This window comes from Halapricum desulfuricans (assembly GCF_017094525.1).
Taxonomy (GTDB): Archaea; Halobacteriota; Halobacteria; order Halobacteriales; family Haloarculaceae; genus Halapricum; species Halapricum desulfuricans.
Genome location: NZ_CP064788.1, coordinates 2,843,693 through 2,869,683 on the forward strand (window position 1 = coordinate 2,843,693; position 25,991 = coordinate 2,869,683).

23 protein-coding genes, 1 tRNA gene and 1 pseudogene are annotated in these 25,991 nt (G+C 54.9%); 18 read left to right on the top strand and 7 right to left on the bottom strand.

Going from position 1 to position 25,991, the window contains the following annotated elements; genetic code table 11:
• Nucleotides 1-23: 23 nt before the first annotated feature.
• From HSR122_RS14600 to HSR122_RS14645, 10 genes are all read left to right on the top strand, one after another.
• Nucleotides 24-323 carry a hypothetical protein gene (locus HSR122_RS14600; protein WP_229110545.1) on the top strand — a complete coding sequence of 100 codons (300 nt, stop codon included), beginning with the start codon at nt 24-26 and terminating at the stop codon, nt 321-323.
• A 219-nt stretch (nt 324-542) separates the two neighbouring features.
• Nucleotides 543-1,817, top strand: a complete 1,275-nt coding sequence (locus tag HSR122_RS14605) for an IS4 family transposase (RefSeq protein WP_229109028.1) — start codon at nt 543-545, stop codon at nt 1,815-1,817.
• Between the two features lie 816 nt (nt 1,818-2,633).
• The gene (locus HSR122_RS14610; protein ID WP_229110546.1) at nt 2,634-3,122 is read left to right on the top strand and encodes a type II toxin-antitoxin system death-on-curing family toxin; all 489 of its coding nucleotides are present in this window, start codon (nt 2,634-2,636) and stop codon (nt 3,120-3,122) included.
• 25 nt (nt 3,123-3,147) lie between these two features.
• On the top strand, nt 3,148-3,288 hold the full coding sequence (locus HSR122_RS14615; RefSeq protein WP_229110547.1) for a hypothetical protein: 141 nt from the start codon (nt 3,148-3,150) through the stop codon (nt 3,286-3,288).
• Between the two features lie 1,079 nt (nt 3,289-4,367).
• On the top strand, nt 4,368-6,584 hold the full coding sequence (locus HSR122_RS14620) for a sensor histidine kinase (RefSeq protein WP_229110548.1): 2,217 nt from the start codon (nt 4,368-4,370) through the stop codon (nt 6,582-6,584).
• A gap of 176 nt (nt 6,585-6,760) precedes the next feature.
• Nucleotides 6,761-7,105 (top strand): HalOD1 output domain-containing protein, encoded by a 345-nt coding sequence (locus HSR122_RS14625; RefSeq protein ID WP_229110550.1) that lies wholly within the window; start codon nt 6,761-6,763, stop codon nt 7,103-7,105.
• A 447-nt stretch (nt 7,106-7,552) separates the two neighbouring features.
• The gene (locus HSR122_RS14630) at nt 7,553-7,783 is read left to right on the top strand and encodes a hypothetical protein (RefSeq protein ID WP_394355531.1); all 231 of its coding nucleotides are present in this window, start codon (nt 7,553-7,555) and stop codon (nt 7,781-7,783) included.
• An 8-nt stretch (nt 7,784-7,791) separates the two neighbouring features.
• Entirely contained in the window at nt 7,792-8,208 is a 417-nt protein-coding gene (locus HSR122_RS14635) for a PIN domain-containing protein (RefSeq protein ID WP_229110553.1), read from the top strand.
• A 751-nt stretch (nt 8,209-8,959) separates the two neighbouring features.
• A complete protein-coding gene (locus HSR122_RS14640) occupies nt 8,960-10,006 on the top strand; it encodes a PAS domain-containing sensor histidine kinase (protein ID WP_229110554.1) in 1,047 nt (348 codons plus the stop codon).
• Nucleotides 10,007-10,564: 558 nt separating this feature from the next.
• Nucleotides 10,565-11,434: a universal stress protein gene (locus HSR122_RS14645; protein WP_229110555.1), complete on the top strand. Its 870-nt coding sequence runs from the start codon at nt 10,565-10,567 to the stop codon at nt 11,432-11,434.
• A 352-nt stretch (nt 11,435-11,786) separates the two neighbouring features.
• Here the strand turns inward: HSR122_RS14645 and HSR122_RS14650 are convergent, their stop codons facing one another.
• Nucleotides 11,787-12,530, bottom strand: coding sequence for an Lrp/AsnC family transcriptional regulator (locus tag HSR122_RS14650; protein ID WP_229110557.1), 744 nt, complete (start codon nt 12,528-12,530; stop codon nt 11,787-11,789).
• A gap of 291 nt (nt 12,531-12,821) precedes the next feature.
• Between HSR122_RS14650 and HSR122_RS14655 the strand changes: the two genes are divergently transcribed.
• From HSR122_RS14655 to HSR122_RS14670, 4 genes are read left to right on the top strand one after another with little or no spacing between them, the layout of a single operon-like run.
• Nucleotides 12,822-13,076: a hypothetical protein gene (locus HSR122_RS14655; RefSeq protein ID WP_229110559.1), complete on the top strand. Its 255-nt coding sequence runs from the start codon at nt 12,822-12,824 to the stop codon at nt 13,074-13,076.
• Complete coding sequence (locus HSR122_RS14660; RefSeq protein ID WP_229110560.1) at nt 13,069-13,512, top strand: universal stress protein; 444 nt, start codon at nt 13,069-13,071, stop codon at nt 13,510-13,512. The genes HSR122_RS14655 and HSR122_RS14660 overlap by 8 nt, the downstream gene beginning before the upstream one ends.
• A gap of 56 nt (nt 13,513-13,568) precedes the next feature.
• Nucleotides 13,569-14,255, top strand: coding sequence for a potassium channel family protein (locus HSR122_RS14665; RefSeq protein ID WP_229110562.1), 687 nt, complete (start codon nt 13,569-13,571; stop codon nt 14,253-14,255).
• A gap of 33 nt (nt 14,256-14,288) precedes the next feature.
• The gene (locus tag HSR122_RS14670; protein ID WP_394355532.1) at nt 14,289-15,845 is read left to right on the top strand and encodes a TrkH family potassium uptake protein; all 1,557 of its coding nucleotides are present in this window, start codon (nt 14,289-14,291) and stop codon (nt 15,843-15,845) included.
• A gap of 694 nt (nt 15,846-16,539) precedes the next feature.
• Here HSR122_RS14670 and HSR122_RS14675 read toward each other — a convergent pair.
• Nucleotides 16,540-17,268 (bottom strand): homing endonuclease associated repeat-containing protein, encoded by a 729-nt coding sequence (locus HSR122_RS14675; protein ID WP_229110563.1) that lies wholly within the window; start codon nt 17,266-17,268, stop codon nt 16,540-16,542.
• A gap of 171 nt (nt 17,269-17,439) precedes the next feature.
• Nucleotides 17,440-18,714 (bottom strand): IS4 family transposase, encoded by a 1,275-nt coding sequence (locus HSR122_RS14680; protein ID WP_229110565.1) that lies wholly within the window; start codon nt 18,712-18,714, stop codon nt 17,440-17,442.
• Between the two features lie 219 nt (nt 18,715-18,933).
• Here HSR122_RS14680 and HSR122_RS14685 point away from each other — a divergent pair, with 219 nt between their 5' ends.
• Together HSR122_RS14685 and HSR122_RS14690 are read left to right on the top strand one after the other, a co-directional pair.
• Nucleotides 18,934-19,584 carry a hypothetical protein gene (locus tag HSR122_RS14685; protein ID WP_229110566.1) on the top strand — a complete coding sequence of 217 codons (651 nt, stop codon included), beginning with the start codon at nt 18,934-18,936 and terminating at the stop codon, nt 19,582-19,584.
• Nucleotides 19,585-19,635: 51 nt separating this feature from the next.
• Entirely contained in the window at nt 19,636-20,535 is a 900-nt protein-coding gene (locus HSR122_RS14690; protein ID WP_229110567.1) for a hypothetical protein, read from the top strand.
• Nucleotides 20,536-20,586: 51 nt separating this feature from the next.
• On the opposite strand, the pseudogene HSR122_RS14695 reads toward HSR122_RS14690, so the two are convergent.
• Nucleotides 20,587-21,470, bottom strand: a pseudogene (locus HSR122_RS14695) (IS1595 family transposase).
• 333 nt (nt 21,471-21,803) lie between these two features.
• Between HSR122_RS14695 and HSR122_RS14700 the strand changes: the two are divergent.
• Complete coding sequence (locus tag HSR122_RS14700) at nt 21,804-23,423, top strand: PemB family protein (RefSeq protein WP_229110568.1); 1,620 nt, start codon at nt 21,804-21,806, stop codon at nt 23,421-23,423.
• 416 nt (nt 23,424-23,839) lie between these two features.
• Here HSR122_RS14700 and HSR122_RS14705 read toward each other — a convergent pair.
• A tRNA-Arg gene (locus tag HSR122_RS14705) sits at nt 23,840-23,914 on the bottom strand.
• 134 nt (nt 23,915-24,048) lie between these two features.
• Here HSR122_RS14705 and HSR122_RS14710 point away from each other — a divergent pair.
• On the top strand, nt 24,049-25,062 hold the full coding sequence (locus HSR122_RS14710; RefSeq protein WP_229110569.1) for an NAD-dependent epimerase/dehydratase family protein: 1,014 nt from the start codon (nt 24,049-24,051) through the stop codon (nt 25,060-25,062).
• Nucleotides 25,063-25,069: 7 nt separating this feature from the next.
• Here the strand turns inward: HSR122_RS14710 and HSR122_RS14715 are convergent, their stop codons facing one another.
• Both HSR122_RS14715 and HSR122_RS14720 read right to left on the bottom strand, forming a co-directional pair.
• Nucleotides 25,070-25,231: a hypothetical protein gene (locus HSR122_RS14715; RefSeq protein WP_229110570.1), complete on the bottom strand. Its 162-nt coding sequence runs from the start codon at nt 25,229-25,231 to the stop codon at nt 25,070-25,072.
• A gap of 124 nt (nt 25,232-25,355) precedes the next feature.
• On the bottom strand, nt 25,356-25,976 hold the full coding sequence (locus tag HSR122_RS14720; protein WP_229110571.1) for a hypothetical protein: 621 nt from the start codon (nt 25,974-25,976) through the stop codon (nt 25,356-25,358).
• Between the last annotated feature and the right edge of the window lie 15 nt (nt 25,977-25,991).

Below are 25,991 nucleotides of genomic sequence, written 5' to 3' on the forward strand. Positions count from 1 at the left end.
TTGAACGACGGATGACACCACGAGTGCAACTCAACGAGTGGGAGACACTGATTGATGAACTACGTCGATTCGGTCGCGCGGGTGATGTAACAGCGACTGATAATCGGATTCACATCGACTTCGGCTCTGCACGTGTCGAATTGTCGCGCGATGGGACGCTCCAGACTGGGATGCCATTGCACGATTTCACGCACGATGACACCGTTGCGGTTGTCGTGGATCACGACGCCGGCACCCTCATAGTTGATACAGATACGGTAAGCTACACGTTCAGGCATCCATCTTCGGTTAAGGAGTGGAACCGTAAGCCGACGGCTATCTGAACATGCAGCGATGAGGAGGAAGTGGAATGAAACCCTCCTCATACTGCCGGCTGTAACAAACTGAAGGAATTCGCCACCCCGGGGTGGCGAATATCTTTACGAACCATCCGTCTTTAGCTAAGAGAAGAACCGCAGTACAGCAGTAGCTTATCGAGGCTTCTTTTCGAGAGGAATGAGGAGGTGTCGGTTGTGCACACTAAAACCTCCTCATCGAGAGTTATGCGTCGGCTCACTACACTGTTTCCCTCCGAGTTCCTCGAAGAGCACGCCGAGGAACTCGGCGTGGTCGAACGAGAGGGAAAACTCCAGGTTCCAGTCCTCGTGTGGGCGCTCGTGTTCGGCTTCGCCGCAGGCGAGAGCCGAACACTCGCTGGGTTCAGACGCAGCTACAACTCCACAGCTGACGAAACGATCTCGCCCGGTGGCTTCTATCACCGGTTGACACCGACGCTGGCGGAGTACCTCCGCGACCTCGTTGAGCGCGGTCTCGACGAGGTCGCTGTTCCCGACGCTGTTGACGCTGATATCGACCGATTCAGGGACGTGATGATTGCTGATGGAACGGTGTTGCGGCTCCACGAGTTCCTCTCTGATGAGTTCCAAGCCCGTCACGAGGAGCAGGCTGGAGCGACGCTCCACCTGCTCCATAACGCCACCGACAAGACAATTGAACGGATCGACGTAACAGACGAGAAAACGCACGACAGCACGTTGTTCAATACAGGTTCGTGGCTGCAAGGACGGCTCGTTTTGCTCGATCTAGCGTACTTCAAGTACCGCCGCTTCGCGTTAATCGACGAGAACGACGGCTACTTCGTGAGTCGGCTGAAGAAGAGCGCGAACCCGGTGATAACAGAGGAATTACGGGAATGGCGCGGGCGCGCCATTCCCTTGGAGGGCAAGCAGATCCACGATGTGGTCGATGACCTCTCGCGGAAGTACATCGACGTAGAGGTCGAGGCGGAGTTCAAGCGAGGACCGTACGAAGGGACGCGCTCGCTGGATACGAAGCGGTTCCGCGTCGTCGGCGTCCGCGACGAGGACGCCGACGACTACCATCTCTACATCACGAATCTGCCGAGAGAGGAGTTTCTCCCGGCAGATCTAGCAACGCTGTATCGGTGTCGCTGGGAAGTAGAAACGTTGTTCCGTGAGCTGAAGACACAGTACGAACTGGATGAATTCGACACAAGCGACCCGGATGTCGTGGAGATTCTGCTGTATGCGGCGTTGCTGTCACTGCTGGTGAGTCGTGAGCTGTTGGATCTGGTCACCGAGCAGGCTGACGATGAGATCGTGTTTCCGCCGGAACGCTGGGCGGCGACCTTCCGGTCGCACGCCCAGCTCATCCTCCACGAACTCGGTGAGTACCTTGGCTACTCGCCACCGCCGCTGTTGGAGCGGCTGATCGAAGACGCACAGAAGATCCACCAGCAACGACCGATCTTACAAGAGACGCTCGCTACCGCCACGCAACCGAGGTGTGAGTCTTAGCTAAAGACGAATGCTTTACGAACTTACAGCCGGCAGTATCAGATACAGTACGGTCTCTGCTGACGCTGGTGGTCAGCAGAGCCATCCTTCGAACGATCTGCGACCACGCCGCTCAGCCCGTGGCAGGTGTGCCGAAGGAACGCTGGGCGGCGACCTTTCGGTCGGCCGCCCAACTCATCCTCCACGAACTGGCGGCGGTCTACAGCTATCCACCACCCGATCTAGAGGCGTTTCTCACTCAGGAAGCACTCAATCAACCGCCATCACGCCAGACACTGATCGGGGAGGTGAGTGACGCGCTATCTGGCGGTTTGTCCGCTTAACCGAAGATGGATGCACGTTCAGGCGGCCAGGTGGGTGATGACTGCATCCTCGAAGTCTTGCACGCGGATTCTGACAGAATATGAAGCAGTAGTGTCTATCAGCGATTAATGTTCTCTGTTGGGACCAGTGTGGATGGATGCGAGCTCCCGTGGCCACCACTCGCCCGGTCGCCCATCGAACGAAAGCAAACACAGTCCAACAGTAGAACGCGAAACGCCGGAATCAGGGGCTGTGAGCCGTGATTTCGGGAAGGATATCGGCGATGGGTGCCGGAAGCTATGATTCGAGCGTCGAAGCTTATACTGCCGGCTGTAACAAACTGAAGGAATTCGCCACTCCGGGGTGGCGAATATCTTTACGAACTTACAGCCGGCAGTATTAATCGTTCTGGCATACGGCAGTCGCGTTCGTCAGTCCGAAAATCGGGATCGGCGTGGTTTCTGTGTCGTTCATAGCAAAGACTACACGGGACCGGTATCGATAATACGTTGTATGGCAGACTCGTTGTGGTATCCGTCAGTTGCAGACGTTCTCACCATCCACGACGACATCGTTTCGGAGTATCCCGATACTCATCCCGGCGTGGCGAACCGCGGGGCCATCGAATTCGCGCTGGACTACATCGAAGAAGGGAGCTTCGATGCGGCACCGGAGACGATTCACGAAAAGGCATTTCATCTTCTTCGGCTCCTCGTTGCGAACCACCCTTTCGTCGATGCGAACAAACGTACCGCGCTCAACACTGCGGCCGTGTTCTATTTCCTCAATGGGTATCGGTTCGAGTACGACGACGAAATCAGAGGAGTTTTGAAACGACTTGGTACCGACGAGACGACCGTCGATGAGGAACGGACTATCGAGTATCTCCGGTCTCATACAAAAGAACTGGACCTGATAGGCGAAATCGAAGACTGGCGCGAGGACCTCATTCAGTACGGACTAGAACAGTTGAACGACGATCTGTCGGACCCGAACGATTAACCGCGCTCAGGACATCTACTCAGATATGGCCACTGAAGAAGGGACAGAGTCCGCTTCTCCGCTCGACGAAGTGATGGAGGACATCCGCGGGGAGTTAGTTCGGCGTATCGCAACGGCCGATCGAGAGTCGAACCGAGACATCTACGACGCGCTCGAAAACGAGTAACTCGTACCTTCGACTTGTCTCTCCGTCGTCTCTTGTCGCTTCTGCCTCAACTGCCCGACTGACTCGCCAGTCGTCACGAAGAGCTTCAATCGACGATTGCTGTTCTCTGTGAGGACCAATGTAGCTGGACGCGAACTCCCGTGGACACCACTCGCCCGGTTGCGCATCGAACGAAAGCACACACATTCCAACAGTAGAACGCGAAATGCCCGAATAAGGGGCTGTGAGCCGTGATTTCGGGAAGAATATCGGCTATGGGCGCTGGAGGCGCTTGTCCGACTGTCGAACGAATCGCTTTTCCAAGCGTGAGGCGTCCGAATTCCGGCAGCTCAGAAACAACGATCCATCAATTGAAATACCGTTTGCGGCGACGGTGAAAGAGATAGAGCGCGAGTATAGTATTCCATCAACAGCTGCCGTCCCAGGTGAAACCGAGGGGTGCCCAAGAGCGATAGAAATCACTCGCTGAAAAAACACTCTTACTAACCGCCAGACACCCCTGGTCTAGATAGATCAATACAAATCACTATTGAGAAGAGTTTGCTCTCTTTCTTGTGGAGATCCTATTCCGTCTCTCGATAATGCGGTAGACCATCGAATAATGGATACAGGCTCTGAATCGGTCACAGTGATGCTGACAGGGAATAGAGAGATAGATAGCGCCCGTGCAAGATGGAGCGCGCGTATCGATCACCGATCTTTCGGCAACTGACGGGCGGTGGTGCAGAATAGTTCTCAAGGCCTAACTCGGTGGATTTCGATCAGCGGGCTCATATAAACCGAACCAATGTTCGGAGGGCAATAGCGGTTCATATCGGGACGAAAGCTTGTCCCATTCAAAAACCGAGATCGGACAGTTCAGAGTGTGTGAAGACTTCTGCACCACCGCTCAACTGACGAAGAGACGGATCAGTAGAGACAGGACTCTCACTTACTGATTATCCCGCTGAGCTCCTCTCCATCTGTCAAGAACGCCATGCAAAATATACTAATTGCCAATTGCTACGTCACGCTTCGACTTCAATGTGCAAAGCTGAATTAACGAGAGAGTGTATATAGTTAGCGACCTTATATAATACATGAATTCAGACGGAGATGGCACGGCGATCATTATCCTCATGGTCACGGCCGATCGGGAGTTTGCCGCTGCGTCTGAACGGAATCTAACCCGACAGTCAGACCTGCAAGTCAAGACCGTCACTACAGTCGGCGCGGCGATCGACGTGCTCGCAGCTACTGACGATATCGACTGTATCGTCAGTGATCATGACCTTCCGGACACCGATGGTGTTGCCTTTCTTGAAGTCGTTCGAGCACACCTCCCAACGCTCCCGTTTATTCTCTTTACCAGTGAGGGCAATGAGACAGTCGCCAGTCGTGCTATCTCTGCCGACGTCACTGAATACCTTATTAAGGAACATCACAGCGATCAGTGGGAACGACTGACTCGTTTCATTATCGATGCCGTTGCGTTCTCTCGCAAACGCGATGACTTCCTCACCACCGAGACCCGTGCAACGACTCTATTAGATGCTGTTCAGGACATGATCGTTGTCGTCCGTGAAGGCCGTCTCGAATACGTCAACCAGACCGGCGTCGATCTCTTGGAAGCGGCCGATCGGACAGCTGTGACTGGCCGCTCAGTTGGAGAGATGATTTCAACTGACGCCGACATCGCCATATCTGAGCACCTCAGACCGATACAGACAGCAGAGACGTCGCTCGAACAATTCGAGGCACAACTCACACGTGGCGATGGCTCGACCGTTCCCGTCGAGGTGACGGCCACACGCATTCCATGGATGGACGCACCGTCAGTCATCCTCGTGCTGCACGATATTAGCGCACGCAAGGCAGGCGAGCACACGCTCCGGTGGTTCAGACAGGCGGTTGAGGCTGCCGGCCATGCGATCTACATCACCGATTCCAAGGGAGTCATCACGTACGTCAATCCCGCGTTCGAACAAATCACGGGGTATGCCAGTGCCGAGGCTATCGGCCGAAATCCACGCATTCTCAAGTCGGGGGAAATGAGCGAAGACTACTATGATCGACTGTGGGCGACCGTTCTCGAAGGAGAGGTCTGGGTCGAAGAGGTAATCAACCAGCGTCACAACGGTGAGCGGTATTACGCCCACCAGACGATTGCACCCGTGATTGACGACGCCGGCGACGTAGAGGCGTTCGTTGCCGTCCAGACAGACATCTCAGAACAAAAAGATCGAGAAGCCCAACTTCGTCAGTACGGACGTGCGATCAACGGTGCAGCCGAACTGATTACAGCGTTCGACGATGAGTATACATATATTTTCGCCAACCCAGCCTATCGCCAGTTCCATGGAATTGAAACCCCAGATATAACCGACACGAGACTACCAACGGCCATTGGCGAAGCAGCATTCGAGACAGCCGAGCCCTACATCAAGCAGGCGCTGTCGGGAGACATTGTCAGGTATCGGATGCGGCGTGAGCAACCCGACAAACCGGCTCGAACGTTCGATATCCGGTACACGCCCCTTGAAGACGAGATGGGCAGTATCCAAGGCGTGGTGGCGACGATGCGGGATCTCACCGAGCAAATAGAGCGTGAAACCCAACTGGCATCGCTTGATCGGTTACTCCGGCATAACCTCCACAACGGGTTGAACGTCATTCTCGGTCGTGCGGAGCTGATTGCGACTCAACCATCGGGTGACATTGGATCGCACGTGAAGACTATCGAGACAGCGGCCGAACGTCTCCTTGAGCAGGCCGACAAGGAGCGAGAGATTGTTGAATTACTGACCGGCCAATCGAACCCAACAGCAGTCAACATGAACGGAATGGTCGAAGCAGTCGTGGCGGAAATCAAAATCGACCATCCTGAAGTAGATATCAGTCTGGACATACCTGAGACAGTCGAGGTGAGGACGGTTCCGCAAGTAGAACGGGCTATTGAGGAAGTCATCGAGAACGCCGTCATCCACAACGATCACGAATCACCGGCTATCACGATTAGCATCGAGGAGCATGACGAGAGAATCGAACTCAGCGTCGCTGACGATGGGCCTGGCATTCCGCCTGCTGAACAGAAAGTAATCGGTGAGGAGGCAACAATCGGGCCACTGTTACACAGTGAAGGGATGGGACTGTGGCTTGTCAAGCGGGTCATGACGCATATTGGAGGAACACTTCGGTTCGACGGGACTGCATCTCACGGGAGCGTCGTGACACTTGTTATCCCCCGTAGCTTCCTAGAGATGCACGACCCCAATGAATCACTGGGAAGTATCGGCTTCGATCGTCAGAACTGGTGATCTGAAGCAGGAAACCGTCGATGATTCATATCACGGATCTTCTGCTTCACGATCGGGTGCCACAAAATAGTTAGCACATCCGTCATTTGGCCCTCCAGATCGGCCAATACAATGAGAACAGACTGTCACTCAGATTCTCACGACAGCCTTATGCTGAGGAAGAGCGTTGATTTAGTATGAATAAGCAGGGGGAACTAGTAGTTTACCGTAGTTGCACACCGGTTGTTGATGCAGAATACGACGTCGAAAGTAACAGCTCAGCTATGGAGTCTGTTGTATGGGCTTTGGCGGACGCTGTCGGTGTTGATCCAGCTGATCTCCCACCCCTGTTCGATTACGTTGAGCCGGACGCCCTCAACGCACTGTTTGACCCTTCTGACAGAGTCGCAGACGGTGACACCCTCCTCAGTTTTCAGGTAGATACGTGGAACGTGTTCGTCCGCTCCGACGGTCGTATCCGCGTCTGTGATGGCACTCAACTAACCGATCCAAAACCGGTCTTCGAGTCCACCACTGTCTAACACGGATTCTCTGTATGGCCAGCGCTGCTGATTCATATGCATTTTCTATCTACCGGCTGGTTCAGACTCCGAAGCGTGAATTAAACCAACTCTGTATGCTTCGTTTAACCTCTGAGTCGGTCACGCTATTACTGACAGAATATGACGCTGTCGTGTCAATTGGCGATTGATTTTCTCTGGGGCCACCAGTATGGGTCTACGCGAACTCCCGTGGCCACCACTCGCCCGGTCGCCCATCGAACGAAAGCAAACACATCTCAACAGTAGAACGCGAAACGCCCGAATCAGAGGCTGTGAGCCGCGATTTCGGGAAGAATCTCGGCTATGGGCGCTGGAGGCGCTTGTCCGACTGTCAAACGAATCCCCTTTCCAGGCGTGAGGCGGCCAAAATTGGCGATATGAGATACACCGAAAGACACAGTATTCTGTGTTCACATAGTTTTGTGTATGCCGACTATTACGGTCAACGTGGATGACGACCTGAAAGAGCGTATGGAGAACCACCCGGAGATCAACTGGAGTGAGGTCACTCGGCAGGCCATCCAAGAGAAGGTCGAGACGCTCGAAGTGATGAACGAACTCACCAGCGAGAGCGAACTCACCGAGAGTGATGTACAGGACATCGTTACCAAAATCAACGAGAGCGGACGCAAGCGCGTTGACGAGAAATCGGCGTAACACGACGAATGAAGCTGGTCATCGACGCCAACGTCGTCATCTCTGCACTTATCGCTGATTCGAAAACGCGGGAGCTCATCGTCACGCTCGACCCCGACCTCTTGACACCCGCATTCGTTCACGACGAAATCGAGAACTACGAGGATCTGATCGTCGAGAAGTCGGGAATGAAACCGGACCGGGTGACACAGTTCATCGAGCTTCTGTTCCAATACATCGACGTTGTCCCAACCAGTGAGTTCTATCCGGCCATCGAGAGCGCGGATGAAGCAATTGGTGACACTGATCCGGATGATGTGCTCTATCTGGCGTGTGCGATTGCCTGCGATGCGGCCATCTGGAGTGACGACTCAGACTTTGACGAACAGGATCTGGTTGAGACGTACTCGACGATTGAGGTTATCAACTCGTTCGACACGCGCTAACTCAATCAGCGATTAATGTTCTCTGTTGGGACCAGTGTGGATGGATGCGAGCTCCCGTGGCCACCACTCGCCCGGTCGCCCATCGAACGAAAGCACACATATCTCAACAGCAGAACGCGAAACGCCCGAATCAGGGGCTGTGAGCCGTGATTCGGGTAGAATCTCGGCTATGGGCGCTGGAGGCGCTTGTCCGACTGTCAAATGAACCTCCTTTCCAGGCGTGAGGCGTCCGAATTCCGGCATCTCAGAAACAACTATTTATCAATTAAAATACTATTTTCGGCGACAGTGAAAGAGACATAGCGCGAGTATAGTATTCCATCAACAGCTGCCGTCCCAGGTGAAACCGAGGGGTGCCCAAGAGCGGTAGAAATCCCTCGATGAAAACACACTCTTACTAACCGCCAGACACTCCTGGTCTAGATAGATCAATACAGATCACTATTGAGAAGAGTTTGCTCTCTTTCTTGTGGAGACCCTATTCCGTCTCTCGATAATGCGGTAGACCATCGAATAATGGATACAGGCTCTGAATCGGTCACAGTGATGCTGACAGGGAATAGAGAGATAGATAGCGCCCGTGCAAGATGGAGCGCGCGTATCTCGCACTTCACGTCAGTCAAAGCAAGTCAGTAGAATCGGTTAGACAAACTACTCACCTTGGATAGATCGGTCTTCCCCAATCCAGCGTAGTTTCTCACAATGAAGCCACGGTGGATGATATAACTCCGTAGGGAACCAAGTAACTCCTATGGATGAACGAGAGAACCAGGTCACAGAGTTTATCCAAGATCAATATGTCCCAAATATCTATCAATTATCCTTTGAATCTTCGCTTGCAGGAATCGCGATCGCGGATTTAGAAGGTGTCTTACGCGAAGTGAACCCTGCGTTCATCGATATGTGGGGATATGACGATCGAGATAACGTCGTCGGTCGGTCAGTAACCGAATTTTGGGTTGACACTGAGAAAGCAACCTCGGTCGCTACTACCGTTATTGAACACGGCGAGTGGGAGGGCGAGCTTCGTGCGGAAGCAAAAGACGGGAGTACATTCCACGCCCGCGTCGAAGCCAGTGCCGTGACGAATGAAAACGGCGAACTAGTCTATATTATGTCTTCATTTATTGATGTTTCTGAACGTGTCTCTCGTGAGAATGAGCTTACCCGCAAGAACGAACAACTTGAACAGTTCGCAAGCGTGATTTCGCACGATCTTCGCAATCCCTTACAGGTTGCACAGGGACGTATCGAATTGGCCCAAACAGAGCATGAAAGTGAGCATCTTTCGGATGCAGTAGCCGCATTAGAGCGGACACAGGCGATTCTTGATGACCTGCAGACATTGGCACGCGAAGGCGAGCATGTGAATGACATTGAACAAGTCAATCTCACCGCCACGGCTGAAGACTGTTGGCAGCAGGTGCCAACAGCTGAAGCGACATTGGTGACCGACACGTCACAGCGGATTCGAGCCGACGAAAGTCGCCTCAAGCAGTTACTGGAGAATTTGATGCGAAACGCGGTCAAACATGGAGGGTCAAAGGTGACTGTGACAATTGGCGATCTTGAAAATGGATTCTACGTTGCAGATGATGGAGCAGGAATTTCACCAGATATCCGCCAACAAATGTTCGACGCGGGGTTCTCAACGACGACGGAAGGAACTGGCTTTGGTCTAAATATCGTTGAGCAAGTTGCCGACGCCCATGGGTGGGAAGTCGAGGTGACAAAAAGTGAATACGACGGAGCACGATTCGAAATTACGGGTGTAGAGAGTATACCAGCTGCTGAATAGAAACTCTATATCTTGCACGGCGTCCTTGACAGAATATGAAGCAGTAGTGTCTATCAGCGATTAATGTTCTCTGTTGGGACCAGTGTGGCTGGATGCGAGCTCCCGTGGCCACCACTCGCCCGGTCGCCCATCGAACGAAAGCAAACACATCTCAACAGTAGAACGCGAAACAGCCGATACAGAGTCTATCGGCTGTGATTTCGGGAAGAATCTCGGCTATGGGCGCTGGAGGCGCTTGTCCGACTGTCGAACGAATCCCCTTTCCAGGCGTGAGGCGTCCGAATTCCGACAGCTCAGAAACAACTATTTGTCAATTAGAATGCTTTTTTTTTCGCCGGCAGTGAAAGAGACATAGCGCGTATCGGTCACTGATATTTCGGCAACCGACGAGGAGACGAACTGGGAGAGACAGAGTGTATACAGCACGACGGCTTCATTTGTTCTACGCCAAAGCCAGTGAACCTTCGGGAGTGAATTGGAACCGTACTCAAAGCCACAGATACCGTCGTCATCGACAGAACAGATGTCTTTATCATCCTGTGCGATAGAATATGTTTCATGCCAGCCAATTCGGATGGATCTCCACAGATGCAGGCGCTTGAGCACGAAGATGTGGTGTGGCCATCCGAAGATCAACGGATTCTCGTGCCGTTCCACGAGGCTGTGAACGTCACCGAGACCGGTCTTCTCGGGGCTAGTATCGCCAGCGGGACGAACGGCACACTCTATCTTCTCCACGCTGTCAAGCCGGGTGACACGAAGAACACAGATGTTATCCGCCATGACGCAGGCACCAAATTCCTGATCAAGCAGGAGTTCGACGTGCCTGTCGTTCAACAGCAAAAAGAGCTCTCTGACGACCTCTTGCGCGCGTTCATCGAGAGTCACGATATCACGAGTGTCCTCATCAACAGAGAGGAAGAGAGTTTCTTCTCTCGGGCGGGATCCGATCAGACGGACGGCTTGCAGTGTCACACCATCGTCGGATCAGGAATGGCCGCATTCGACTCACCGACAAGTATTCTCGTGCCAGTCGCTGGAGGTCCCCACTCCGGGCTTGCGATACGGATCGCGGAGGCGATCGCTACCGCGTACGACTGTTCGATCGAACTGCTTCACGTCATCTCCGAAGACGCCTCTGAACAGCGGGAAAACGATGCAGCGAAACTGCTTGATACCTACAGCTCTCGGGTCGCTGGGTCAATCGAAGTACGTTGTGACGTTCTCCGCAAACCTGGTGTGGCCGACACGATCATCGAACAGTCTGAAACGCGTGATTTGACTGTTCTCGGCGCGCCAGAAAAAGGAGAACTCCGTCGATATATCTTCGGATCCACAGTAGACGACATAATGAACAACACTGACCCACAGCCGATACTGACAGTCCATCGGAAAGATACAGAATCCTTGATTTCGCGCTGGTTCTGACTGCCGGGACGTCCAGCAGTCGAAATCACACACGACACACTCCCGCGATTAATTGCATCTCTGCACCTCTCAAAATCCATTTCAACAGTTGCGTCGCCGTGAGACAACACCACTGGTTGATGCGGCGCTCGGTATCTGAACCAACTATCAGACAGAATTTACGGCCGTCTCATCGATCGTGCCGCTATTGAGACTGGATTTGCTCCCAGACTTCAACACAGTCATCGCAGAGATATCCGGTGAATCCGTCTACGTCGTACCGCTCAACAGACCCATCCGACCCACATCGTTCACATTTCATGGTTCTTCCGTTCGAAGTGCATAACCTCTATTATAGGTTTATTAATACCAGTCATCGTGTCCCAAACACCTCTAAGGCGTCTTTCTCTAGCCCCGTTTTCGAGAACAGGGAAATCACGTCTCCCGCCTCGATAACCGTTTCACCTTTTGGCGTGATGATGTCACCATCCCGTTCAACACCGACCACCAGCATCTCGTCAGCCAACAACCCCTTATCGACCGCCTCTTCGATAGTCAACCCGGCAACCTCGGCCCCCTCTGAGACAGTAAATTCGACGACTTCCGCTCCGCCAGCGAGCCCCATGAAATCCGTCAATGACGGGCCCTTCGGGGCGTCTTCCGGTCCGAACGGGTCGTACGGTCGGTGGTACTCCTTTTCGATCACGCTCTCGTCCTCAATATCGAGCCCGATGTCCGACAACTCACCCGCAATGCGGCCGATATCGTTCGTGTCCGATCCGACAGCCGTTATTGCCAGGTTCGCATTGCCAGTCATCAACTCCCGGACGGTCACGATACCCGAAACCTTCAGAGCCGCCTGCGCGAGGCGATCACGATCCGGAATCGGGGCTGTACAGCTAAACTGGTAGGTAACGTGGCCCTCGATGGATTTGTAGTCGATATCCGCAAGGTAGCCCCGCAGAATCCCATCCTCTTCGAGTTGACGGATTCGGTTCCGGATCGTCGCTGGTGTCACCTCCATCTCGTCGGCGATTTCCGGCGCTGCCGTGTTCCTCGCATCCTTTGCCAGATAATAGAGGATGCGCTTATCGATCTCGTCGATGCGAGATACCATACGAGAGCTACGGTCATAACGCATAATTAACCCCCGATTTGGCTGCGCAACCACTCATTGTTAGACGACCTATATATCATATACACGCATCAATGTTATGGAAAGGGGAAATACCCCCTGATATATTTCTCCTTCGAAAATGAAACGCGAAGTTTTATGCTGTGTCGATAATCTAGGAGAGTGTAGATCACTTCCACGGCAAGACATCCGCACATGTCGTTCGAAGCAGCCCATCCCGAACCATCGTCGTTCGAATAGATGGGCGAGAATCAGCAGGGAGGCACTCAACATATGACTGCAACTGACCCTACTCCGCCGGGAACAGACGCGATTGAACCACGGGCGGGCGAAGAACTCGTTCATATGGAGGACCACGGCGCGTATACACTCGTGGTCGTCAAACGTCCGGATGCACCAGAGGGGGCGCGTGGCCCCTTCGCATACCACGTCAGGTGGGTTCCGGATATCGACGGTGACGGTGGTTCATTTCGATGGCAGTACCTCGGGGAAACCTACAACGAAGAGGAGGAGAAGCAACATGACTGAATCAGTCCTCCAGCGAACCATTGTTCCAGTAGCTGATCCTGACGACGCAGCGGCGACTACAGAGGCAGTCGCTTCGCACGTTGACGACGTGGGTGGGACCGTGATCGCCGTCCACGTCATCGAAAAAGCCGGTGGTGCGCTCGATAAAGCCTCAGTTGAACAGCGTGAGCAGGCGGCACGAGACCTATTCGCTGTTGTCAGGGACGGCCTCAGCGATACTGATATCACCCTCGAAACGGAGATTCTGTACGGCACCGATGTCGCACAGACGCTCATCGATGCGGCTCACGATCTCGACGCAAGTGCTATTGTGTTTACACCACGCGGTGGGAGTCGCTGGCAGAAATTGTTAAGTGGTGACGTTACGCACCACCTCCTCAACAACACCGACGTCCCGATCCTGGCCTTTCCCGAGGAAGACGTGAGTGAATCATGATCCGGATCGAACACCGCCTATCCAAGCAGACCACAGACCGCTAATTCATCTCAGATATGTACATCATCATTGTTGGCGCAGGCGATATCGGAACACCACTGATAGATATTGCGACTCGCTCCGGAAACGAGGTTGTAGTGATCGAGAGAGACGCACAGAGAGCCGACGCCGTCGCTGGCGAGCACGACTGCCTGGTGCTCAATGCGGATGCCACGTCGAAAGAAACGCTCAGCGACGCCGGGGCCGAGCGGGCTGACGCGATTATCTCGACGACTGACCAGGACGCGACGAACGTTATGGTTTGTCTGCTCGCGGAGGAATTCGATATTCCGGCAATTACGTCAGTCGTTCACAATCCAGAGCACATGAATCTCTTCCGCCAGATCGGCGTGAATACGATCGAAAACCCGCAGCAACTCATTGCCGGACACCTGTATCGGGCAGTCGCCAGGCCAGCTATCGTCGATTACATGCGGATCGGCGATCAGGCAGAGGTCTTCGAAATCACGGTCACAGAGGACGCACCGGTTGCTGGAAAGACACTCACTGAAGCTGGTAAAGAGGGGATCCTGTCGGACGATGTCTTGATTGTTGCCATTGAACGTGAGGATAACAACAAACCAATAACACCGCGCGGGAAGACGCGAATCAAAGCGAACGATCTATTAACAGTCTATTCCGCATCCGGGGCCGACCCCGAACTTACAGACATTTTCGGACATTACGAAGACCGAACGGTATAACGGACGAAATTAGATCTGGGCAGTGGATATCATATGTTGAAAGTAGATACGAAGGCTGTCGGACGTGACGTTGGACGGATCGTGCAGGCGATCTCTCTGATGATGGTGGTGTCCATCTTTGTGGCAGCTGTGAACGCCGAGTTCTACGCGATTCCTGCATTCGTCGTCTCTGCGATCGTCATGGCCGGGATCGGGACTGGCCTCGTCTGGCAGTATCGTGGCGCGGATCCGCCGGAAAAACGCGAGGCGATGGTCACAGCTGCATCAGCATGGGCGTTGATCGGTGTCCTCGGTGGGTTGCCATTCCTCCTCATCGCCTGGACGATCCAGATCGATCCGTTTCCTGTCTGGACCAACACGCCACCGATGGATTCGACAACTGAGGTATTCCTCCGTCCGCTGGATGCGGTATTCGAGAGCATGAGCGGCTTCACCGGGACCGGTCTCACGATGGCTGCTGTCGAAGAAGAACTGCCCCGATCGCTCCACTGGTGGCGATCGTTCATCGAGTGGGTCGGTGGCGTCGGCGTGATTGTGCTAACCGTCGCCATCCTCCGGCGGGGCGGGGGACGCAGTGGTTCGTACACCCTCTACGAGAGCGAAGCCCGCTCGGAAAAGATCCATCCGAGTATCGTGACGACCGTCCGGGAGATTTGGAAGATCTTCGTGGGTCTCACGCTCGGCTCGATCATCCTGTTTGTGCTCGTCGGGATGCCGCTGTGGGATGCGATTAACCATGGGATGACTGGTATAGCGACGGGCGGGTTCTCCGTGCACGCGGATTCGATTGGCCATTACGGCAGCCCATTGATCGAGTATGCAACGGTACCGGTGATGGTCGCAGGGAGTATCGCCTTCCCCGTCCACTATCTGATCTTCAAGGGAGAAATCCGGAACTTCTACACCGATCTGCAAACGCGGTGGGTGTTCATCTGGTTCACTATCGGCTCACTCCTGTTGACAGTGATCCTCTACGCGAACGGCCAGTACTCTTCGCTCGAAGAGACGTTTCGGATCAGCCTCTTCCAGTTCGTCTCGGCGACGTCGAACACCGGCTTTGGCAGTACGACGATTGGCGGTGGGACGGAACAGGTCTGGAGTGCCGGTGCGACACTGCTTGCGTGTGTCGGGATGCTCACTGGCGCGGCGGCCGGTTCGACGGTCAGTGGCCTGAAACTCATCCGGGTTGCTACGCTCGTCAAAGGGACAGTCTGGCAGATTCAAGAGGTGTTCCACCCGTCGAGTGCGATTCGGTACATGAATATCGATGGCCGGCGACTCGACGAGGAACAGGCCCAGCGCGAGTACACGGAAGCGACAGTCGTGTTCGTCCTCTGGCTCACATTTCTGGCGATCGGTGTTACTGTCCTCTTGCGGGTCCTCTCACCGGCCCATCCGCTGGAATACGTGATCTTCGACGTGATGAGCGCCCAAAGCAACGTGGGGCTCGATTCCGGGATTACTGGCCCGACCATGCCTGCCCCCGCCAAAGGGATGTTGATCATCAACATGTGGGTCGGGCGGCTTGAAATCATTCCAGTGGCCGTGTTGGTCGGCTCGCTCCTCCAACGCCTTAATTTATACCGATAAGACAGGCAGACCGCACGTATTGACTCCTCCGGACACTCACTCGAATAATGCGTATTTACTCTGCAATCACCGTCTTCAGTATAAGCGAGACTCAATAGTTCAGGAATCGCCACGGACTATTGTTCGCCTATCTCCATCGGTTCGTTTCCTCACCAACTCCAAAGAGGCCGATAACCGATACGCAGCTCTCATCGACTGGCTGTTTCAGGCAAGAATATATCTGAAGAATAGGGTTTCAACAGAGTCATCCACTACTAACGCATCCCGGGTGCTGAATACGCGCTCTGAGTCTTGCACGCGGATTCTGACAGAATATGAAGCAGTAGTGTCAATCGGCGATTGATCTTCTCTGTTGGGACCAGTGTGGCTGGATGCGAGCTCCCGTGGCCACCACTCGCCCGGTCGCCCATCGAACGAAAGCAAACACATCTCAGCAGTAGAACGCGAAACGCCCGAATCAGACGCTCTGAGCCGTGATTTCGGGAAGGATCTCGGCTATGGGCGCTGGAGGCGCTTGTCCGACTGTCGAACGAATCGCCTTTCCAGGCGTGAGGCGTCCGAATTCCGGCAGCTCAGAAACAGCGATTTGTCAATCGGAATACTATTTGCGGCGACGGTGAAAGAGACAGAGTGTCTACCTGGAAACTGGTTCGTCAGCCCGTAGTATAACAGCTAGACATACGAGAACGGTTTGTCACTTGCTGTCCGGTTCAAACCCTGCAACCTCAAGTGCAGCAGTCCAGGAGCCAAACCGATTAAAGTAGGTGCCTGAACTAAATTCTCCGTCTCGATCCATATCCGTTGACGAGGGGATACTGTCATTCGCGTCCCCCACACGCTGCAATTCGTTGATTAATTCTTCTTCGGGTATTCTTTCCTTTGGCGACTGTGATTCGAACCCAGCAGCCTCAATTGCTTCATTCCAAGAGCCAAAGCGATGACGGTAGGTCACCGGACTGAAGTTTCCATACGTACTCATCTCGCGCTTTGTTGGGGTGTGTCCAAGGTCGTCCGTGATTCGCTTGATTTCACTCAGAAGTGCATCGCGTGACTTTTGTGTCCTGTCGGGGCGACTATCCAGATCCGCAGCCGCCAGTGCCTCATTCCACGAACCGAAGCGATTCTTGTAGGTGCTGAGTCCGTGCCGCCCCTTCTCGTACATATCTTGTTCTGCGGGGACCTTCTCTAACTTGGCGGCAAGTCGTTTGAGTTCAGCAATGAGTGCGTCCTGAGGAATACGCTTGCCAGTCGGTTGCTCAAGATCGGCTACTGACAGCGCGTGGGCCCACGACCCGAACTCCGCTCTGTATTCCGGCAGAGCAAACGATCCCTTTTTTGCTATTTCGTCTGGGAATGGAGCCCTGCCGAGATCGGCGGCGAGTTCCTGCAGTTCAGCGAGTAACTGGTTTCGGGTCGGCGTCATACGTTCTCATCTTCTTCGGAGCGATAAGTAGTACCCGGTGACTGTTCGGGTGAAGACGCCGTTCAAAGGCTCTTATCCGGACATACAGTGGCTCCAATCTATCTTCAAACACGGTCAGAGCGCAATTCTGGAGCCTCAATACAATACTGGTAGGGCATCATTCGTCTTTAGCTAAGACTCACACCTCGGTTGCGTGGCGGTAGCGAGCGTCTCTTGTAAGATCGGTCGTTGCTGGTGGATCTTCTGTGCGTCTTCGATCAGCCGCTCCAACAGCGGCGGTGGCGAGTAGCCAAGGTACTCACCGAGTTCGTGGAGGATGAGCTGGGCGTGCGACCGGAAGGTCGCCGCCCAGCGTTCCGGCGGAAACACGATCTCATCGTCAGCCTGCTCAGTGACCAGATCCAACAGCTCACGACTCACCAGCAGTGACAGCAACGCCGCATACAGCAGAATCTCCACGACATCCGGGTCGCTTGTGTCGAATTCATCCAGTTCGTACTGTGTCTTCAGCTCACGGAACAACGTTTCTACTTCCCAGCGACACCGATACAGCGTTGCTAGATCTGCCGGGAGAAACTCCTCTCTCGGCAGATTCGTGATGTAGAGATGGTAGTCGTCGGCGTCCTCGTCGCGGACGCCGACGACGCGGAACCGCTTCGTATCCAGCGAGCGCGTCCCTTCGTACGGTCCTCGCTTGAACTCCGCCTCGACCTCTACGTCGATGTACTTCCGCGAGAGGTCATCGACCACATCGTGGATCTGCTTGCCCTCTAAGGGAATGGCGCGCCCGCGCCATTCCCGTAATTCCTCTGTTATCACCGGGTTCGCGCTCTTCTTCAGCCGACTCACGAAGTAGCCGTCGTTCTCGTCGATTAACGCGAAGCGGCGGTACTTGAAGTACGCTAGATCGAGCAAAACGAGCCGTCCTTGCAGCCACGAACCTGTATTGAACAACGTGCTGTCGTGCGTTTTCTCGTCCGTTACGTCGATCCGTTCAATTGTCTTGTCGGTGGCGTTATGGAGCAGGTGGAGCGTCGCTCCAGCCTGCTCCTCGTGACGGGCTTGGAACTCATCAGAGAGGAACTCGTGGAGCCGCAACACCGTTCCATCAGCAATCATCACGTCCCTGAATCGGTCGATATCAGCGTCAACAGCGTCGGGAACAGCGACCTCGTCGAGCGCGGTCTCGACGAGGTCGCGGAGGTACTCCGCCAGCGTCGGTGTCAACCGGTGATAGAAGCCACCGGGCGAGATCGTTTCGTCAGCTGTGGAGTTGTAGCTGCGTCTGAACCCAGCGAGTGTTCGGCTCTCGCCTGCGGCGAAGCCGAACACGAGCGCCCACACGAGGACTGGAACCTGGAGTTTTCCCTCTCGTTCGACCACGCCGAGTTCCTCGGCGTGCTCTTCGAGGAACTCGGAGGGAAACAGTGTAGTGAGCCGACGCATAACTCTCGATGAGGAGGTTTTAGTGTGCACAACCGACACCTCCTCATTCCTCTCGAAAAGAAGCCTCGATAAGCTACTGCTGTACTGCGGTTCTTCTCTTAGCTAAAGACGGATGGGTAGGGCATATGGTATCAAGCAAGCACGCCTCGCAGACGACCCCTGTCGGTCGCGGTCAAGTAGGTGGGGTCGGGCGGCGTGCGAACAAGAGGTAGACTAAAAATGACAAATCGACGCAAGTTCCTGCTCGGAATGGGATCGCTCGCCGCCGGTGGGGCGGCTGCAATAGGTAGTGGCGCGTTTAGTAGTATGGCGGCTACCCGTTCCGTTGCTATTGATGTCGCTAGCGACTCGAACGCACAAATTGGATTGGTTGCGGGCGACGTTTCAGACATCTCTGAGAAATCAAACGGAGAAATTGAGTTGAGTCTCACCGGTGATGGTGCAGGTGAGGGTGTCAACACTAATTCAGTGTACAAATGGGGAACAGGCGATGACAACTATGCGTTTGCTTTGGTTAATAATGATGATTCTGCCTACGAGATTATAGACTTCACATACGAACTCAATGATGCCAGCTGGCTTGACGATGATTATGAATACAAGGAAGATTCTGAGTCATTTATTGAATTCGACGTTTCTACCGATGGATATTCTGAGGTTGCGAGGTTTCCGGAAGTCATCTCCCCGGACCCTACAATGAAAAAGACTACAAAGAGAATACACGGAAAGGATGAAGGGACTACCTTCAACTCGGGAGATGAGTGGCCGGTTGTGGTGACTGTAAATACAACGGAGGGTCATTCAGGTGATGATCTATCGAATGTCGATCTCAGCGGTGAATTAACGATCGAGGTGTCGGGGAGAATCTAATCAACACGAAGGAAACCGTCCCAGATATACAGCAAAGAGGCCCCTCATTAGATGAAAAGACGCGATCTGATCCTACTGATCGGCAGCACAAGCGCGGGGGTTCTCACGCTTGGAAGTAGCGCGTTTAGCAGTACGACCGCCGATCGGGGTGTGGTTGCTGATGTAGTTCCCGACGACGAAGCGCTGGTAGGGTATCAGGTTCGCAAGGACATAGAGGTGGATGAAAGCGAGTCCGGGTTTCCGGAATTCATAGTCACGGCCGGCGAGAACGAAGAACGAACGTTAGTTACTGTCACGAACCGTCTCGGGGAGGACACCGCAATCGAGATCGTGAACGTGGAAGTAACGACGCAGAGCGACGGGGAACCCAATGTTGTCAACGTCGAATGGGACAAAGGATCATTCGGCCCCGGCGAGATCGCTGACATTCGCGGGAAAATCGCCTGTGAGAAGGCAGGGAGTGATGTTGTTGAACTTACCGTCACAGTTGAGAGCGCAGGTGTCACCGCCAGCCTGTTCGGCGCTACGGACACGCGGCGGTTCGTGGTTCGATGTGAATCGGAATCTTTGCCCGACCTCACGAGTGACTTCCTGTCGCAGGGAAAGAGTGGAGAGAGCTCAGCCAAGGTGACATTCAATGGACTCGGACAAGTCACACTGAACCACGACGAGCCCGGAACTGTGGACGTCCAGTTCTATGTCGGAAGCAAAACTGGTGCGAACAAGCAGATGTCCGTCGACACTCACCCCTCGGAAACGATCAAGACAAATCAAAAAGTGAGTGGAGACACGTTCACCGGTGAGTCAGTCGTTGGCGTTCGTATTGCGGGGTCAGACGCGATCTATCTCCATCCCAGTTGGAATCAGGACGGCTGTAAGTTTGACAACGGATCTGGCGGGATCGTTAGCCGTCCAGCATCCATTGAGGATATTGATCCCATAGAGTGCTGATCGTCGTAACTAGTCTTTCGAACGCTCTTGGGTAAGCGATTGTTGGTGGCGTCATAGCGCTGTTTCGAGGATGGTTTTGAGCGCTTCATCGCCAGGTTTGCGGCGGACGCGTTTTCGAAGCTGTAACGCTCTGATATAGGGTGTGAGTTTGTCTTTGGAGATCCTTGATGGGGCGAGAGACAGGATCGCGCCAGCGACGCGTGGCTCTCGCACGTGTTGACGTGCACGTCTCCATCAGCGTATTCACCCTCACCGTGGACGACGTATTGCCGGTCGAAGGAATCGTCCTCGTCGAGTGGCTCGTATGCTCGAAAGCCGTCGGTATAGACGGTCAGCGACTCCTGTTGGCGGTCACTAAGTAGGAGTCGAATCGTCGATTCCTCGGCGGCTTTCGCCGGGTGAACGTACGTCTCGCTACTACCACGGTCGGCGAGGATAAACACGGGTGGTTTGTCCTCGTGATACGTTCCACGACCGCGCCTGAACAGGCCACGCGAGCGCGACGGCCGGTCGCGCTTGCGGTCTTTCTTCCCAGCGTTGACGTACAGTTCATCGATCTCGACTGGGCCTTTGAGCTGTGGCCGAGGCGCGTCCAGCGCCCACAGGAAGCGCTGGACGCGCCGGTAGACTGTCTTGTACGAAACAGCGAGCTCAGCGTCTAATTGCCGAATGCTCGTATTCGGCCGGATATAGGTGTAGACGGCGAGATACCACTTCTTGAGAGGTATCGCAGAGTGTTCGAAGACCGTCCCAGTCTTGTCGTTGAATGTTCGGCCGCAATCCTTACACCGATACCGTTGAAACTCTCGATAGCTGCCGTACTGAATCACGGATTCGGCACGGCAGCGCGGGCAATAGACGCCGTCGCGCCAGCGAACCTGTCGGAGCAGGTTCGCGGCGCGACGCGACGAGACGAACGTCTTGAGTGGAATCATGCTTTCGTCGGGTGGCGCGGTCGCGCTACTCTTGCCCGCTACGACTTCCAGCTACTGCTGAACACTGACCAACAATCCTCTACAGAAGAGCGTTCTCCAGAGCGATAGGTAGTACCTGGTGATTGTTCGGGTGGGGATGCTATTCAAAGACTCTTATCCGGACATACAGGGGATCCAATCTATCTTCAAACACGGTCAGAGAGCAATTCTGGAGCCACAATACAATACTGGTAGGAAATGTGGTACTGATCAAGCACGCCTCGCAGACGGCCCCTGTCGGTCGCGGTCAAGTAGGTGGGGTCGGGCGGCGTGCGAACAAGAGGTAGACTAACAATGACAAAACGACGCAAGTTCCTGCTCGGAATGGGATCGCTCGCCGCCGGTGGGGCGGCTGCAATAGGTAGTGGCGCGTTCACGAATGTTGAAGCCTCTCGGTCTATGGATGTCGCGGTTGCCGGTGACGAAAGTGCGTATCTCAGCCTTGCACCGACTGGTAGTCCGAATTCACAAGACTACGTTTCGGTCAGTAACGGACAGATCCAACTAAATCTTGGTGAGACTGACAACAATGGTAGTGGGTTCAATAAAGACGCGGTGACAGAAATTGACAATCTTCTTCAAGTTGCCAACCAAGGAACCCAGACGATCTATTTCTGGGTCACACTTTCCGGTGGCAATGACTTCGACGATGGTAACCTCTACTTCTACCCTAACGGCGATGCAGATGATGCGCTGAACAACGGAGACGGCACGTCAGATGGCGATTCAGTCCTTGGTCTCACGCCCGGTGAGAGCGCTACTATTGGCTTACAAGCTAACCTGGGAGATATCTCCGACACGTCCGTGGAGAACCTGACCGCCACGTTCCACGCGAGTGCGAGCCGCGGGGCGGCGGACGCGTCCGATCCGGTTGACGACTCTGGTGGTTCGTTCAGTATCGTCGCAAACGACGGGAGCGGAGACTTCACCAACCTCCAGACCGCGATCAACAACGCACAAGGATCCACGATTGCGGTGAAAGACACCGGGACACCTTACACCGTCTCCAATCCGAAGCTTGAAATCGACAAGCAAGGCCTCGAAATCCGCGGACTCAGGGGCAAACCCACCGTCGAATATAAGGGTGGATACCCAGACTCAAGCGGTCCATTCCCTAACGAACCTGCAATCTCGATCTCGGCCGCCGACGTCACGCTGGAAAGCCTGCGGTTTGAAATCTTCGGTGTCGGCTCCAGTGGTTCGAACAGCCTGAAAATTACTGGTGGGAGTCCGCTGGTCCAGATCACCGACCTCGGCACAGAGATGACCAATGTCGACCTGTCGATGGAGGGCACCTTTGACGGATCACCCGGTTTCGTTGCGTTCAACGTACCCGCAAGCAAGGGTACCGGCGAGGCCGTTTTCGAATATGTCCTCGCCGAAGACAACACTGGCGGAGATCCAAACGGTAATGCGTGGCTCTCAACTGCTGGGCTATTCCGAGATACCTCATCGGGATGGGAGACCTGGACCAACGGTGGCACCAATGTGGCTCGAACAGCCACTATTCGAAACAGTGAATTCAAGAACGGGATCACAGTTGACGCGCACCCGGGGAATAACCAATCGATAGAAATCACGGATAACTCGTTCTACGGAGGTTCCAACGATGCGGGGACTTCCGAAGGGATTCAGCCCAGTCCCTCCGGAGGAGGAGTTACAATTGAGAGTAATGCATTCGAATACGTCTTGGATGTAGATGATGAGGGTGATAGCAACGAGAAGATCAAATTCGCTGGCCTTCCAAAGACAATCAACGGCAGCAACGTGGGTGACGTGTCTATGGCACAGAAGGTCGGTGAAGATAACCAACAGGCCGATGGGTCAGGAGATTATGAAGATGCCGCGGTACTGATTGTGGGCGTAGACGGTGGACCCTACTCTAATTCCACCTACGAGATGTATTCTAGTTAGAGATATTAAATAAAATATATTATTCAACTTATTTATGAGTGGTAGTGTTTCAAAGTCGAACGAAAATTAAGTTCGACGCTAGCATCTCGGTGGTTCGATGCTGTTGTTGGTTCGTTCTCAGAAAGAAATACACACGGTAAACCTGCCTTGAGAAATGATCTCTTGCCCCACTTTCTGATAAACCCGACTGAATCCTTCATATCTTAGGATTTACATACAAAGTATAAAAAATATAAATATATAGTATCAATCGTCGATTGATTTTCTCTGAGGCAACCAGTATGGGTCTACGCGAACTCCCGTGGCCACCACTCGCCCGGTCGCGCATCGAACGAAAGCACACACATCTCAACAGTAGAACACGAAACGCCCGAATCAGAGGCTGTGAGCCGCGATTTCGGGAAGAATCTCGGCTATGGGCGCTGGAGGATTTGAACCCCCGGCAACTTGGTCCGAAGCCAAGCACTCTGTCCAGACTGAGCTAAGCGCCCGTGTCTGGGTCTTACTCGCGTTTCGGTTTAAACCGCTCGGTTCGGTCCCGTCGACAGTTCCGGGCGCCAGACAGGTGGCCTCCGGCCACGTGCCCCGCCCCAACCACTAAGCGCTGCCCGACAGAGGAATGGGCATGGACGTGCTCATCCTCGGTGGTACGGGCCTCATCTCGACAGCGATCACCCGGCAACTCGACGCCGCCGGCCACGACGTGACCGTGTGCAACCGCGGCGAGAGCGACGCCGCGATCCCGGAATCGGTCGATCGCGTCCGCGCGGACCGGTTCGGCGACGACTTCCCGTCGCGGGTCTCGGGCACCGACCCCGAGGTAGTGATCGACATGCTGTGTTTCTCCACGAGCGACGCCGAGCTCGCCATCGAGGCGTTCGGCGGGCGAATCGAGCAATACGTGCTTACCTCGACGATCGATGCCTACCGCCGTCCGGTCGAGTCGAATCCCGTTCCCGAGAGTGCGCCGCGTCGCCCGCCGACCAGCGACTACGGAGCGAGGAAGGCCAACGCCGAAGACGCGATCCGCGAGGCCCACGACCGCGGTGCGTTCGCCGCCACGATCGTCCGGCCGTGGACGACCTACGGCCCGCACGGCGACGGCAACCTCTGTCACACCTTCGGAGTCGATACGACCTACCTGCGACGGCTCCGGGACGGCGACCCGATCGTCGTCCACGGCGACGGGACTGGACTGTGGGGACCGGCCCACCGCCGGGACGTCGCCGGCGCTTACGTCGGGGCGGTCGGCAACCGCACCGCCTACGGCGAAACCTACAACGTCACTGCAGAGTCGTTCCCGACCTGGAACGAGTACTACCGGACGCTCGCAGACGCCCTCGACGCACCCGAACCGGACCTGGTTCACGTGCCGACCGACGTGCTGCTTGAGGTCGCGCCCGAGAAGACGGATTTCCTGACCGATCACGGCCGCTACAGCACGATCTTCGACATTTCGAAGGCGCGTCGGGATCTGAACTACGAGCAGTCGATCGGACTGGAACGGGGCGCCCGCGAAGTGATCGAGTATCTCGAAGACAGGGATGCGATCACCAGCGAGGACGACGCGTTCATCGACGCGCTCGTCGCCGAGTGGCAGGAGACCAGAGACGGATTTCTCGAGCGCTTCGAGCGCTGACGGACGATCATCCGCTCGTCCGGGAGGATCCTGCTTCGTCGATGACGACAGTCATGTCGCCGGCCTCGAGCGTGCCGGTCCGTTCGAAGACTGTTGTCGGAATTGCGGGCACCTCACACGGCGGCTCGTAGAAGCGACACTCGGGGGATAGCGTCGCGGTGACAGTCACGTTGTACGCGTAGGCCCCCTCCGCCTCACTGGCGAGGATCAGGTCCTTCGGTTCGGCGACGTTCTCCGAGAGATTCGGACTCGAGAGCGGGAGCCGGACCTCCGTGCCGGTGTCCTCGGGTATGTCATATCCGGTCGTCGGTATCGAAGGTGACGCCGTCTTGCGTTTCGATCGTAGCTGACTTCGGGGCGACGCCGTCGTGATAGACGCGAAGTAGCATCGTCTCGAGCGTGATGTCGTCGGTCCCGACGCGACTGGAGTCGTTGATCCGGACAGATAGTTGGTCGCCGTCGCGCCCGACCGACTCGACGCGGTAGTCAGGAACCGACGACTTCGGGTACGCCTGGACGACGACCAGCGAGGCCGTCTCGAAGTCGGTCTCCTCGACGAACGTCACGGCGTCTTCGTCGAGGAGACTCCAGTTGAAGCGATCGAGAACGCTGGCGTTTGTCAGTAGCGTCGCGTAATAGCTACCGTTTCCAGTGTTGGCCAAGTCGGGGACCAGCCCACCTTCGATCACCGGGGAGTCGACCGGACCGCTGTCGAACACCAGGGACTCGTACGCCGGCCCGTCCTGTGTGGGCGTGTCTGTCTGTGTAGGCGTATCCGTGTCGGTCTGTATTGGTGTGTCCGCGTCAGTCGGCGAATCTGTCCGTGTCTGCGTATCAACAGGTCCGAGTCCGCTACAGCCGGCCAGAGCGACCGTGATCGCGAGCAGACAGGCCGCAAGCGTCGTTCGCCGCATATTCAGCCTTCGGAA